This window comes from Arthrobacter sp. PsM3 (assembly GCF_030433895.1).
Classification (GTDB): domain Bacteria; phylum Actinomycetota; class Actinomycetes; order Actinomycetales; family Micrococcaceae; genus Arthrobacter.
In genome coordinates, this window is record NZ_JARUXE010000066.1 from 1 (window position 1) to 13,414 (window position 13,414).

Consider the following 13,414-nt stretch of genomic DNA (forward strand, 5'->3'; position numbering starts at 1 on the left):
CACGATCACCGGAAGTGGAACCGGCGCCAACCCAGGCGAACCAACAGGCCACACCGGACTGCCCGAAAACAGAAAACAGCCGCCCATCAGCCGCGGCCACTAATCAGCGACCATCAACGAGCATCATGATCAGGGTCCGGCCGTCGAAGATCCTCACCTGCGTGGCTTGCAGGGAGACCCGGACCTTGCGGTTAATGAACCGTACCGGCACCGAATACTTGGTCGACCGGACGGTGATGAGCGAAGAGCGGTCGACCCGCGGTGTCAGGACCAGGCCGGGATCGAAGCCCTCTGCCGGCAGCGGCGCCAGGAAGGGTTGTTCGGCGGCGAAGTCTTGCCCGATGGTCCGGAGCCGCTGGGAGATCCTGCGCCGGTCCTCCGCTCCATCCCAAACCCTCAGCTTGTCGTTCAGCTCCGCCAGGCCTCTACCGCCGGGACCGGGGTGAGGAAGTTCCTTCGGAACCGTCCGACTTCGCCTTCGATCCCTCCTTTCTCGTGGGCGCCCTTGAGGCCGGGTTCGCAGTAGAAGGCATCGAAACTGTAGTGGGATTTGAAGAGGACCCAGCGTTCCTTCTCGACGCGTTGCCGGCCTGCCCCGTAGACGATTTTCGTGACGGCCGAGGTGAGGTTGTCATAGCGGATGTGCCTGCTCGGGACACCACCCAAAGCGGTGAACGCTTCGATATGGACTTCCAGGAATGCTTCCTGCGCGCAGGTCGGGTACACGCGGTGAACGGATTTCCCCGAGTTCGAGAGCCTGAAGGCGAACATGTAGCACCGGGTTCGGACGCCGGCCACGTCCACCCACACATCACCGAAATCCACCTCAGCCTCCGCACCGGGCGCGTGTTCCTGAGGCACGAACACCTCCACTGGGGCGTGCCCCGCCTCGACGGCGATAGCGGTCTTGCGGGCCTTCACGTACTGGCGAACGGTGGAGTACGAAATCATGGCCTGATGCTCGTCGACCAGGCGATCAAAAATCCGTTGAGCGGTATGGCGTTGCTTCCGCGGAGCATCCAGGTCAGCCAGCAGCATCGCATCAATGCCGCCTTTGAGCGGACCCAGTTTCGGTGCCTCCCGGGCAGGAACCCTGCGCACCGGTGGTTCCGCCGCGGCCAGTGCCTGTCGGACCGTTCTCCGGGAGACCCGGTGCTCCCGGGCGAGGCAGCGGATAGATGAGCCCTTGACCCTGGCATCCCGGCGGATCCTCGCGAATAGCTCCACTCTCGACTCCATCACTGCCTTCCACCGTGGGAAAAACCTCTGATGGAATCAACCGTGGTGTGGGCTCAACTGAAACTGCGATTCATCAACCGGCGAGCCGCGAAGTGGGCCCAACTCAGACTGCAGAACCGGTCCCCACTCAAACTGCCATAATCATTAGGATCGAGCGTCGACGGTTGGGTCCGTCTGCTCATAGCGAGCTCTCGAGTTAGCTCCGCATGCTGCCATCGCACTTGCATCACGCCCGTGGGCACGATCTGGGTCAGGCCGCGTTCATACGTTCTCCTTGCTGGAGTGGGGCGGCCAGGGACCAGCACCAGCCGGCGAGCTCACGGGCGATCGCGGTGTTGGCCTTGACGGACATTTTATGGCGCTCATCGAAGACTTCCCACTTGCGGTTGAGCCGGTGGTTGCATTCGAGGGCGCGGATCCGGGTTGCCGGGGCCACACGGTCGAACTGGCGCATCAGCCGTTCCCCGGGCCGGGCGTAGGGGCGCCGGTGCTGCCAGGCGGCTTCGATGAGGAGTTTGCGGGCGTAGGTGTTCCCGGCTTTGGTGATGGGGCTCTGGTGGCGGGACTGGCCGGAGGAGTTCTCACTGGGCACCAGCCCGAGATAGGACCCGATGGACGAACCCGTGAAGCGGGTCCAGTCCCCGATCTCCACGGCCAGCCCGAACGCGGTCGTGACCTGGATCCCGCGCAGACACATCAACGCCTCAATCGCCGGGGTGTAGCGGCAGGCCGCGGCGGTGGCGGCGACCTGCTCTTTGATTCTCTTGAGGTGCACGGCGAGCAGCTCCGCCTGCTCGACATCGGCCTCGTAGGTGAACTGCAGCGCCGGTTCATCAAAGTGCTGGCGGTGCAGCCACAGGCTGTGTTCCCTCGTCCGCCGGGTCTCCTTGGGATAGCGGATGCCGTGGCGAAGCAAGCAGGCGTTCACGTGCTGGCGGGCGTGAGCGAGGTCTTTGGCCGTGCCGGAACGCAACCGGGACAGGTCCCGCAGCGCTTCTTCGTCCGGGTCCGGAATCCGCACTTCGGTCACCGAGCCCACGGCGAGCATCTCAGCCAGCACCCGGGCGTCACGCCGGTCGTTTTTCACCCGGCCCCCGGATGCTCGCAGCAGTTTCGAGGACGCCGCGACGACGCAGTCAATGCCGGCCGCCCGCAGACAACGGGCCAGGACGAACCCGGTCGGCTCCGACTCGTAGACGACCTTGACCGGCGGCTCGAACCGGCGGACCCACTCCAGGACCACGGCCGGGTCAGCGGCCAACGTGTGGACGCCGATTTCACCGGTATCCGGGTTCAATGCATGGCCAATCACGTTGACCGCGTGAACATCCAGACCAATAAAAGTATGCTCAAACATAGCCGGGACCTCCCAAGAATCACATGTGGCACTACCATTGCACCCCCGACGAACCGTCAGGCCAAGGGAGCCGTTAATGGCAACCCACGGACCCTGTGAAACAGAAGGCCCCGGCCCCTTTGCCGTTACCTGGCCCCGTCCGGATACAGGACATCACCGCCAGGGATCAGGCCGCGCAGCGCCCGCCCACCACGCAGACCGCAACCGATCACACCAAAGCCGGCGCTGAGGGACCGCTCCGGCGATAATGGCCGGTCCCGGACGGGGCCACGACCCGGAAGCTCTCACTTCATATCGTCTAGGTCAAGGAGCCTACAAATCCGGGGGCAGTCCCCTCCGCCCAAGGGAGCTTTGCCCGCCATGTGGCCTGGAGCATGGCGCCGAACAGTGGTTCGGCGTGGGGTCGGCGATGACCGCAACCCCGTCATCGGCCACGCTCATCGATCGCCCCTATTAACACGATCAGCGCGACGGCTAGACATCGTTCACACTCAACCTTGGCTGTCGCGCTATGGCGCGTCTCGCAGGGCACGGACCCGGGTCGGTCATCTGCTGGTTATCCCAGCCAAGCACATCGCTGGGTTTAGGTGTTCTTCGGGGCGCAATAACGCAGAAGTAACGCATACGATCGATCATTGCCTCAGTGGCTAGACACTAGATGCAATTTCGGAAGGAAAAGTTGATCGAATCATCCGAAATAGGAGTCACCGGAGGTATGACAAAAATAGCGCGGAGACGCCCGCAGGTAGCAGGCAGTTTGCCACTGGACATGGCAATGCAGCAACGATCTCCCCGACGGGATATCTTCATCAAAACGTCAATAGATCAACGAATCGAGATAACAATGAGAAACTCGTCAATCGCCACCTTCTCCAACTCACAAATCAAGGAACCTCCGCCGGTGAACATCAAGTTCCTGGTCGGCACAATCGCAATGCTTCTTGTATCAGCAGTTGTGATCGTATGGATCGTGGTCGCTGCAGACAACGGAGCCAATAACGCAGCCCAAGTTGTGGGAGCCGTTTTGTCCCCGGTGACAGGAGTAGTAGGGGTAATCCTCGGACATCACGTGGGTGCCAGGCGGGGCTGAACTACATCAAAATCGTCCCTCCCAACGTGTGATCGGTGTCTGGTGGCGCAGAAGTCAAATTGACTCGGAAGCAGCGATGCTTCCAGTCATTGATCTCGACGAGCCAGTACGGGCCGACAACCACGCTTTTCGGCACGGAGCTAGTCCTGGGGCTCGGCACCTCCCACGTCGGGCGCGGGCGGGGACCGTCACCGACTCCTCCAAATCGCGGTCGGGGGGAATCCTCCCGGTCCCGACGTCTTTGTCACTCGATAGTGACGACGCGGGGCTTACTCGCGGCAGCGGGCAGTCGCGAGTTTAACGGCCAGGACACACTGGGAAGCTCCAACATGAGATTGTGTTGACGGGCTCTTGGACCAGGCTAAACGCCGTATCCACGTTTCCAGGACGAAAAATATCCAGGTGCCTTTACCCGCCGTCGCTGCGCACCGGGCCTTCAAACCAATCCTCTGAGTCCTCGACGTGATCCGGCCTTGAGTGAGGCCAGCGTAAACAATGGGAGCGATGCTTCAGCAATTCCTTTTTGACCACGAGGGCATCGGCTGCTTGACTTCGGGTATGGTGCATCAACAGCGAGATTTCCTCATCGCGGCTCGCTGGGAATGCAATCATTGACACAGGCGGCGTTACTACGGATGCTCGTTAGTAAAAGGTTGCTCTCGGCCCCAACGATGTGCCGATTTGGGGGAATCATGGGTGGAGTTGATAACGGCTGCTTGAGGTTGAATCTCTTCTCATCCTGGGAGCTGAGTTCTGGCGATAATCTCATACGCGTTTCATCCCGGGAGCAGAGGCTTATCGCGGCTCTGGCAATCCAAGGTAATCGGCCTCGAAGTTACCTTGTGGGCTTACTATGGCCCGAAAGTCCCGAGCCAAAGGCCTTGGCTAATCTGCGTGTGAGTGTCCACCAAATTAGAAGGAACATCCCCGGCCTCTTAGTTGACCGTGGTCCAGCGCTGGCTCTAAACGGCTCCGTACGAATTGACCTTCATCAGTTGCAGGAGCAGATTCAGGGCGTTCTGGCTGGCCGGCCTGCCGAGCGGTCGCGTAACAGTGTGGACACTCTAAGGCGTGCCGAGCTACTCCCCGGTTGGTACGACGACTGGGTCCTCCCTGAGCAAGCCCGCCTGACCCATGTTCGGTTGCGCGCCCTCCAGATCATCGCTCGTAGCTTCTTGGCAACACACGACTACGAACTGGCGTTGGAGCGGCAGAAGCGGCGTTGGAAATCGAACCGCTATATGAAAGTGCTGTGGCGCTCGTGATCGTGACCGAACGCGCGCAAGGGAATGATCTGTGCGCCCTCCGCTCATACAAGAACTATGAAACTCATCTCCGGGAAAACCTAGGAGTGAAGCCTTCCCTATCGATTCGAAGGATCGTGTTCGACCTCCTGTGATTCCTTCTGGCTTAGATTCAAGTAGTCTGCCCCTCCGTGCATCATGACGGGATCGCCGAAAATAGTGACTAATTCATCAGACGTACTCGCTGCGGTGAGCACGTGACCGTACACCATTCCGTTCGTTGATGCTGGCGATCCAGTTCTCAACGGATGCTAGGACTGGAAAACGCACCCGGCAGCTTCCTGCCGGTCCTTGATTGACTTTTCGAGATCAGCCCAGGCCATCTTGGACGCGGCCGTTGCAGCTTGACCCTGAAGAGGACTCCCAGTGGTGAAGTCGACTGGAGCGTATGCGTCGCCCCTCCCGAAGTAGAGCATTGTGGTCAGCTGGGAACGCGCGGTGACGCTCTTCAACGTCTCGGCACTAACCTCAAACCCGAGCGTCTCCAACGGCGCGGTGTCGAGCCGGATGCAGCGCTTGGAGCGCTCCGTGGTGATGGTTGATTCCCCAGCAAGAACCGCGCCCTTGAGTATCGCACCGAGGAATCCAAGGAACCCATAGATCGGTTGGGCTTTGTCCACCTCCAACCTCAATCCTATGGCTGTAGTAGCTTCTTGATCGGAAAACGCATTCAGCGGGAGGTTGCTGTAGACACCGCCGTCCACGTAGACGCCGCACGGTGGCATGCCGTCGTTCGTCGACTGGATCGTGTACGGCTTGTAGGCGATAGGCAGGCCCATGGATATCCGAACGGCATCCGCTACGGGGAAATTCGGCGTCGTGGTACCGGAGAAGATCATCGACTGAGTCGAACATAACTCAGAGCCAGTGACCCGTAACTTCGGAAGCCTCATAGTCGTGCAGTAGGCGTCGAGTGCGGCGAACGTGACAGAGCGGCCAAATGCTGTGGCGTCGCTCGAAGGGACTGGATCAGGACCAGACTTCTGTTTGCCATAATGAGCGCCAATCAGGCCCGCAAACGTGTCCCGAGCGGTCTCGCCTGAAAATAGGCCCATGTCCCATGCAAGTGATGTCCCATACTCGGGCCACGAGTCCGCGAGCTTAGCGAGCAGCTTCTGCTGCAGTGTCAGCGTCGGCTCTTTGTCAGTTGCGGCCTGTTCCGGCAGGGGTGGTGCACCCGCTCCTGGGCCCATATATAGCCTATTGATCTCGTGTGCGATGTCCTCCACACGAAATTGGACAGCTAGGACTGCCTCCAATGCGGACTTCTGAAGAGATTGAAACGCACGTCTGGCTGCCTGGTAAAGGCCAGCAATGAGGAAAGGGCCGACCAGCTTGGACCGAATACCTGCCGCTACGGTACGGCGTGAAAGCTGTTCCCCAGCGCTGGCTCGTGAATAGGGGGCGCCCTGTGTGGGGCGACTATCAGAGACGTCGTCGAAGAATGAAGCGAAGTCAGTTGAGTCGAGAAATGTGTAAATTTCAGCGGGTCGCATTCCCAAGGACAGCGTGAGAGCTGTAATTGCCCCGGCGGATGATCCCGCTACCGTCTCTAGCTGGTTCAGCACCCCGAGATTGTCTAAAGCATACAAGGCCCCGAGGTATGCGTTGCCCTTACCTCCACCGCCCTCGAGGGCCAGACAACGAATCTGGTCCGGGGGGATCGGCGGCGGTACGGTGGCTCTTAGATACTCCTCTGCAAAGGAAATATAGCGGTCCGACATGCCTCACTTCTTCCCAAGTGTCGGATTCGAATTCTTAGCCGGAAATTTGATGCCAGTGTCGAGCCAGAGCATGGCCGTTGGCACGGGTGCCTCCCAGGATTCACCGGGAATGCCGTCCGCAGGTGGTTTGGTCATTGCCATGATCTCTTCTGCGACCGACATGGACGAATCGCTGGCTCCGCCACATAAGGTCCCGCCGGGGATGATCATGCCCGTCTCCAGAAATGAGTAAACGGCGGCTTCGAATCCCGGGCGGGCGGGCACGAGAACACGTGCTCCACCCGCTTCTAGGAATTCGACGAGTTCCAGGTCGCTTGAATCCAACGAGACCGCTCGATTCCAGTTCTGCGAGGAGGCCCAATAACTTGGGTAGAGCACATGCATCAGGTTTTCCCATTCGAATGACTGCTCGTAGAATCGCACTAGGGCCGCATGTTGAAGCGCGGCGTCAAAGTCTGGGAGTGGTCGGGTCACTTTGTTTGGATCTACCGAATCGGGCGCATCGTCATACCCACTGAAGCGTGTCCCCAATAGGCACTCCAAGATCTGCCGTTTCAGGTCTTGGCGGATTAGCACGTTTCGCACCGACGGGGAGAGGTTGCGGCGGACGGCGTCCTCATTGTCACCGCGGTTGAGGATAGTGGCAGTCGCGATCTGTGATTCCCTAGCCATTACTGCAGCCCGGAACATGCTGTACACCTCGGAGGACCAGCGAGCCATGGACTCCTCCGAAGGGACACAGCGCAGTGAAATCGATAGGGTGCCGCTGTACGAACCGCCGAGGGTGGCCCCGAAACTGAGCTTTCCAGACAGCGGCTTGTTAAACGGAGTCTCGGTAACTTTTGCCCCGTCCTTATCGACCCAAAACGCATTTTCTGCAAGCCACCGATCACGGTAATCCGTACGCCCAACGTGCACCGTGTTGAATACAGTAATTGGCGGGAGTAGCGGTAGCTCAACCATCACCTTGTTGCGGATGAGTACGTTAGATGCGCCTACAGTGACGGAACCTACGATTGAGTGATAGCCGATCTTCTGGTCTACGCCGTCTCCAGTATCGTTCCAGTCCGTGTAGTCCTTCCACTTAGCTAGCTCCGGCGCCGCAGCCGCAGAGGCACTCCATGCCACCGCTTGGTAACCGTCGGGCAGAGTAATCTCCTTCGTCCCAGATGCCACAGGAGGAAACGGCAGGTCGTCCCAGGAGTCCTTTTCCTTATTTCGTTCGCCCGCACTGACTGATAAGGCTTCGGCGACGATCCTTTCGGCGTCAGGCGGAGCCGGAAGTCCTGTGACGCCGAGCGCTGCACCGATGCGCAGGTAGTCATCTCTCTTGATGCCTTCTGGAACGACAGGCGTGCCGCCTTGGGTGCCATCCTCGGTCAGGAACAGTGGTGGAGGAACTGCTGTGGATGCAGTCCTGGTTAGCCGGCTGTCAAACAATTCCCGGAGGAACTTGCCCGGTTCCGGCAAATAAAACTCCAGCTGAAGTCGGTGGGGATAGACGAAAAGCTGGTAACGCTGAATCCGCTCGATCCAGCGATAGACACCATGGACCCCCTTGTCGGTAGGGTTCGACAATCGGTGAGCATCAAGCTCGCGAACCGTGGTTTCTCTGGTTTCTCGCCGCAATTCGCGGACTATTTTCTCTGTTTCCTCTGTGGCACGACGTCCTGCTTCCCGAGCTATCTCTGTTGCCCGACGGTTGGCATCCGTCCGGCTGAACGAGAGTGATGCGCCAATCTGTGTATTGTTCTCGACCGCCCCGTACTTGAGTGTAAGGTCGTTCTTGAATTGGACGCCGATCTCCAGAGTCGTCTGCTTGCTGGACTCCTCAGCCTGCGTGGTGCGTTCGGATTCGTAAGTCTCCTGACGGGTGCGCCGGACATCGGTAGTCTCAGTCTCTGTTACAACTTGGGTTCGGTTGGTCGTCCGCAGGGACCGCTCTCGTTCCTCTCCAGGCATGACGTTCTCAATAAAGGCGAATTCACCTGCAACGTATTCTGACCATTCATCGCGGACGACGTAGAGGTCAGCGACTACGGGAGGGCCAGCAAGTCGGGGCACGTCCAGTAACGGGAAGGGTGGGCACGGTAGAGCGACCGGACATGTCAGACGGTCATCCAAGGATTTCGGCGTCACGGTCTGAGGATCCTTGTATAGTGCCTCTACCAATGACGCCACTCTCAACTCTGCCAGAGCGGTATTGACACCATCTGCATCTATTTGGGAAACGGCCACATTGCCGGACTTGAGAACATCGAGACTTACTGAGGCGATTCGCATTAGCAGGCGGTCTTCCAAGAGCTCCAGCAATTTCTGCCAACTGCCAACCGCAACAATGGTAGCGAACACCTTACCTCTCGGCACTTCCCCGAAGTCTTGCAATTTAAGTAAATCGATAAGCCATACCACTAATTCGTCAAATGTTGCGTGGCGGTGGCATTGGAACCAATTTGTCAAATTTTCAATGACCCTCCACGCTCGCCGGGTGGAATCAATGTCGGGGCTGAAGCTACCTTGAGCCTCGGCCGCGAGAATGGCCGCGTGCAGCATTTCGGCATAATTCTCATCGCTTTGACCCTCACCGCGGGCCAAATTCGATGCGAATTCGGACTTCCGACCACCCGACGGAACCTCCACTCTAAGGCCGTCCCGGCAGACATTTTCGAGGTTGCGTATCAGCCGAAACCGAGTGAGCTCGCCCATGGTTTACCTCAAATTTCTTATACTCCCGTTCCTCGGAGATTCAGGAACGGCGTTGAATACTGGTCGCCTCGAATTCGAAGATCCCCCCAGGTAGAGAAAAGCATAGGCCTCAGGCGTTACTCACTCGTTACGGAATGTCACGCGTCGCGATGTACCTTGTCGTTGGCATCTCGGTTCTGTCGATGCTTGCCGCCTCCATGGCCATAATGCGCCTGGCGTACAAGTCCAAACCTCGCTGATGCCATACGCCACTGTCGCATCGATCACGCCAATCGGTGGTTTCCCAGACTTCCTCCCTGGGGAACCGTCTACGGGACAGTCCTGACGCGCTGCGCAGATCGCGTTACCGCTACTCGTCCAAGTAGCCGAACCTTTCAGGAGACTCGTCGGCCCAAGTCCAAAAGCTGATCGTCCATGCTGAGTTCCCGCAGGGACGAGCCTGGTTCTACCGGAAGGCCCCAATGTCCCTCCTGCTGATTCGTGCTCAAGACGTGGCTCAGCTTCACCTCGATAGCGACCTGCCCACCGTCCTCGGCGGTCAGCGGAAGGTCCGTTTTGTTAGACCCGTGGACCTCCCGCTCCAACTTTGAGGTGTACTACTGATGTGAGACACAGTTTGAAAGGATTGTGCTCATGCCAGCTCGACCAACCTATTCCGATGAATTCAAAGCCGATGCCGTGGATCTTGTGATTTCTTCCGGCCGGTCACCCATGTCCGTCGCCCCGGAAGTCGGCGTCTCCGTTACGGCGCTGAAGCGGTGGGTGCAGCTGCACCGTGATGCTGCAGCCGGGGCGGGTGGCAAGCCCGATGAGCCGGTGGATACCGCGAAGTACAAGGCACTGGAAGCCCGGCTGCGCGAGGTCGAACGGGAGAACGATTTTCTAAAAAAAGTTTCCGCGTTCTTCGCCAAAGAACAACGGTAGAGGATCTCTACCGTCTCGTTCAGGCGAAGGACGCGCAGTTTCCCATCGAGTGGATGTGCCGCCGGCTGGGCATTTTCAGGGCCTCGTATTACCGCTGGCTGGACGCGGAGGAATCCCCGACGGCAATCCGGCATTTGGAGCTCACAGAGCAGGTGAAGACGATGTTCGATTCCTCGGACGGGATCTTCGGACACCGGATGGTCCACACGAAGCTGGCCGCAGCCGGCATCGAGGTCTCCGTCGGCACCGTCGCCGCCATCATGGCGGAGAACGGGTGGGCCGCGAAACGGATGCGCGCATTCAAACGCACCACGATCCCCTCGGATCCGGACAAGGTCTTTGCCGATCTCATCGGCCGGGACTTCACCTCAGCAGCTCCCGGGACCAGGCTCGTCGGAGACATCACCTATCTGCGCACCGATGAAGGCTGGCTGTATCTGGCCACCGTCATCGACCTGTGCACCCGCATGATCGTCGGCTGGGCCATGGCTGACCATATGCGCGCCTCCCTCACGACCGGTGCGCTGACGATGGCCAGGGACCGTGGACACCTGCAGCCCGACGCGATCTTCCATAGCGACCGCGGCACCCAATACACGTCCCGCGAAATGGGGGCCTGGTGCCGGGGGAACCAGATCCGTCAGTCGATGGGAGAGACGGGGGTGTGCTGGGACAATGCCGTCGCGGAATCGGCGTTCTCGTCCCTGAAGAATGAGTTCTACCATCACCACAGCTTCACCACGAGGCAGGCAGCCCGGCGCGGGGTCATGCGCTACATCGAGGTCTTCTACAACCGCTGGCGACCCCACAGCAACAATGACGGACTGCCGCCAGCCACCGCCATGGCCCGCTTCAAGACCGACACCACCAGGCTCCAAGCCGCCGCCTAAACACCCGAAAAAACCAACCGACTGTCTCACATCCTTGACACACCTAACTGGCATCAATGAAGTTGAAAGGACCTTCCAGGACCCGCTGAAGGGTTGCCAAGGAGGTTTCTGTACCGGGCCCGAAATCCAACTGTCCCGAGTACGCATCCATTGCGCCGCCAATTCCGATGCCCACTGATGTCACTGACAGTCCCCTACGGCCAAGCATCCGCTTTTTCATATCTACCCTCTTCGGTTCGGCAGGGGCGAAAGAGTTTCGGATGATCTGGCTTGCAACCTTGTAGGCTTGCAGGCCAGATCTCCAGAAATCCGCTTGCTGCTAACGGTGTCCTACTCTGAATCGGATGGAGCGGCGCACCCTTGCGTCCTACGAGGGCAACGAAGCATCCTGATCCGACTGTTTCTCTACTCTGTTCTTATGGAAGGCCAACGACAGCTATGGCCGGTCCCTTCCTGATCTGGCACTCGACACTGGCCGGTTTCGCTTCGCTCGGGTTCAAAGACCGACTCCGCCGCGAAAACCGTGAAGACCTTGCCCGAGGGTTGCCGGAAGGAGCCCAGCTGGACGAAGTCGGCCTGAGGTGCCGGGGTGCCTATTTCCTCGTAGAGCTCACGCTGCACTGCCACCATCGGGTCCTCGTCTTTGAGGAATTCGCCCTTGGGAATGGACCAGGGGCGAGCATCCATATGGGCCCAGAACGGTTCGCCATATGGGCTTTCCAAACCTCAAATTCCGATGTAGCGCTCCGCCGGTACAGCAGAATGCCTGCGCTCCAAACCGCCATGTAGGCCGGATTGCCTGGTGGGGCTTGTCGACGACGGCGTCCTTCGTCCCTGCGCCCGCCATGTACGAACGCGGAGCCGCGGCGTGCGTATCCGAGGTGAGCGGCACCGACGAACAGTTCGATCCCGATTTATGATGACGTAATCGCTCGTCATTCCGGCTCTCGTTTGCGACGTCAATTGCGTGATCGTTGCGGACCGTCAAAGGATTCTCTTAGCGTTCGTGGGCGTTTGCCTCGTTTCGGGTGCCGGTACGGGGTTCCAGTCCGATGGCTTTGTAGCATTGGTCGATTAGTTCCATGGTTTGGACGGCGTCGTCGCTGTCTGTGGCCATGGGGATTCCGTGCCGGATCAGGGCGGCGAAAGCGTCCAGCTGATAGGTGTAGGAGGATCGGGTGCCCGGGTGCTCGATGCGTTGGCCGTCGGTTGTTTTCACCTCAAGGCTGTCATTGGTATGAGGGAGGATGAAGTTTGCCACGGTGGCTTGTCCCTTGCTTCCTATGGCGCGGTAGGTCATTTCGGCCCGGGTCCCGTTCATATTGCATCGTGCCGTTGCGGTGATTCCGGAGGGATAGACGAGGTCAGCGTCAACCCATTCGTCCACTCCGGGCAGGCCGGTCCGTTCGGCTCCCCGGGCGTTGATGAGGGTGGGAATCCCTCCTGCCAGGGGGGCCATGGCCCGGATGGCGTGGAGGCCGTAGCAGCCCAGGTCCATGAGCGCTCCGCCCGCGAGTGGGAGTGACCACCGGGGGTCTTCGGGTGGCGGGGGCGGAATCATCACCATGGTTTCCACACGCTGGAGTTCGCCGAGTTCCCCGGAGGCGACCAGTTCGTGGAGTCTCTTCGTGACAGGGTGGTAGAGATAGTGGAAGCCGTCGACGACCTTGACGCCCGCGCGTTTGCCTGCGTCCCGCACTTCTCTTGCTTCTGCTGCGTTTGCGGCGAACGGTTTCTCCGACAGGACGTGTTTTCCCGCGGCGATGGCCGCCAGGTTCCATCGTGCGTGCAGCGAGTTGGCCAGCGGGTTGTAGACCGCTTCGATCTCGGGGTCATTGACAAGGTCTTCGTAGGAGCCGAGTACCCGTTCGACGCCGTACCGATCGGCGAAGTCCTGGGCCCGGTCCCGGTCGCGGGCTGCGACGGCCACCAGCCGCGCACCTGTCAGCCTGGCAGGTTCAATGATGGATGTCGGGCTGACGCGGGATGCTCCCAGGATGCCGATGCGCAACGGTGCTTCTTCTGGATCCATCTGTGGAGTCCTTTCTGGTTTCTGATGTCGCCTTAGCCCCCCGCCGTATTGGTCACAGCGGGTCCCGGACCGGTGAGCTACTGCTTGAAGGCGGCGTCGAAGGAGGTGTTCGACGCCGGGAAGTCGTACTTCTTCAGTGCGGCGAGGG

Annotated in this window: 9 protein-coding genes and 2 pseudogenes; 5 read left to right on the forward strand and 6 right to left on the reverse strand. The window is 59.6% G+C overall.

The window, feature by feature from the left end; all coding sequences use genetic code 11:
• Nucleotides 1-127: 127 nt before the first annotated feature.
• Together istA and QCD75_RS20660 are read right to left on the reverse strand one after the other, a co-directional pair.
• Nucleotides 128-1,239 (reverse strand): annotated as a pseudogene (istA, locus tag QCD75_RS20655) (IS21 family transposase); the annotation flags it as partial.
• Nucleotides 1,240-1,489: 250 nt separating this feature from the next.
• Complete coding sequence (locus tag QCD75_RS20660) at nt 1,490-2,596, reverse strand: IS110 family transposase (protein ID WP_301231361.1); 1,107 nt, start codon at nt 2,594-2,596, stop codon at nt 1,490-1,492.
• A gap of 679 nt (nt 2,597-3,275) precedes the next feature.
• Between QCD75_RS20660 and QCD75_RS20665 the strand changes: the two genes are divergently transcribed.
• From QCD75_RS20665 to QCD75_RS22290, 3 genes are all read left to right on the forward strand, one after another.
• Complete coding sequence (locus tag QCD75_RS20665) at nt 3,276-3,686, forward strand: hypothetical protein (RefSeq protein ID WP_301231362.1); 411 nt, start codon at nt 3,276-3,278, stop codon at nt 3,684-3,686.
• A gap of 995 nt (nt 3,687-4,681) precedes the next feature.
• On the forward strand, nt 4,682-4,951 hold the full coding sequence (locus tag QCD75_RS20670) for a hypothetical protein (protein ID WP_301231365.1): 270 nt from the start codon (nt 4,682-4,684) through the stop codon (nt 4,949-4,951).
• Complete coding sequence (locus tag QCD75_RS22290; RefSeq protein ID WP_367400682.1) at nt 4,939-5,085, forward strand: BTAD domain-containing putative transcriptional regulator; 147 nt, start codon at nt 4,939-4,941, stop codon at nt 5,083-5,085. Before QCD75_RS20670 ends, QCD75_RS22290 begins: the two co-directional genes overlap by 13 nt.
• A 156-nt stretch (nt 5,086-5,241) precedes the next feature.
• On the opposite strand, the gene QCD75_RS20675 is transcribed toward QCD75_RS22290, so the two are convergent.
• Together QCD75_RS20675 and QCD75_RS20680 are read right to left on the reverse strand one after the other, a co-directional pair.
• A complete protein-coding gene (locus tag QCD75_RS20675) occupies nt 5,242-6,714 on the reverse strand; it encodes a patatin-like phospholipase family protein (protein ID WP_301231367.1) in 1,473 nt (490 codons plus the stop codon).
• A 3-nt stretch (nt 6,715-6,717) separates the two neighbouring features.
• Nucleotides 6,718-9,420 carry a hypothetical protein gene (locus QCD75_RS20680; RefSeq protein WP_301231369.1) on the reverse strand — a complete coding sequence of 901 codons (2,703 nt, stop codon included), beginning with the start codon at nt 9,418-9,420 and terminating at the stop codon, nt 6,718-6,720.
• Nucleotides 9,421-10,053: 633 nt separating this feature from the next.
• On the opposite strand from QCD75_RS20680, the gene QCD75_RS20685 reads away from it, so the two are divergent.
• Nucleotides 10,054-10,344, forward strand: coding sequence for a transposase (locus QCD75_RS20685; protein WP_301231371.1), 291 nt, complete (start codon nt 10,054-10,056; stop codon nt 10,342-10,344).
• Nucleotides 10,345-10,358: 14 nt separating this feature from the next.
• Nucleotides 10,359-11,234 (forward strand): annotated as a pseudogene (locus QCD75_RS20690) (IS3 family transposase); the annotation flags it as partial.
• Between the two features lie 405 nt (nt 11,235-11,639).
• Here the strand turns inward: QCD75_RS20690 and QCD75_RS20695 are convergent.
• Together QCD75_RS20695 and QCD75_RS20700 are read right to left on the reverse strand one after the other, a co-directional pair.
• Nucleotides 11,640-11,921 (reverse strand): NUDIX domain-containing protein, encoded by a 282-nt coding sequence (locus tag QCD75_RS20695; RefSeq protein ID WP_367400683.1) that lies wholly within the window; start codon nt 11,919-11,921, stop codon nt 11,640-11,642.
• A 310-nt stretch (nt 11,922-12,231) separates the two neighbouring features.
• Nucleotides 12,232-13,266 carry a Gfo/Idh/MocA family protein gene (locus tag QCD75_RS20700; protein WP_301231370.1) on the reverse strand — a complete coding sequence of 345 codons (1,035 nt, stop codon included), beginning with the start codon at nt 13,264-13,266 and terminating at the stop codon, nt 12,232-12,234.
• Between the last annotated feature and the right edge of the window lie 148 nt (nt 13,267-13,414).

Excerpts from the sequence above, each read along its gene's own strand:
- QCD75_RS20660 (WP_301231361.1), bottom strand. The coding sequence starts at position 2,596 with ATGTTTGAGCATACTTTTATTGGTCTGGATGTTCACGCGGTCAACGTG.
- QCD75_RS20685 (WP_301231371.1), top strand. The coding sequence starts at position 10,054 with ATGCCAGCTCGACCAACCTATTCCGATGAATTCAAAGCCGATGCCGTG.
- QCD75_RS20695 (WP_367400683.1), bottom strand. The coding sequence starts at position 11,921 with ATGGATGCTCGCCCCTGGTCCATTCCCAAGGGCGAATTCCTCAAAGAC.
- QCD75_RS20675 (WP_301231367.1), bottom strand. The coding sequence starts at position 6,714 with ATGTCGGACCGCTATATTTCCTTTGCAGAGGAGTATCTAAGAGCCACC.
- QCD75_RS20700 (WP_301231370.1), bottom strand. The coding sequence starts at position 13,266 with ATGGATCCAGAAGAAGCACCGTTGCGCATCGGCATCCTGGGAGCATCC.
- QCD75_RS20680 (WP_301231369.1), bottom strand. The coding sequence starts at position 9,420 with ATGGGCGAGCTCACTCGGTTTCGGCTGATACGCAACCTCGAAAATGTC.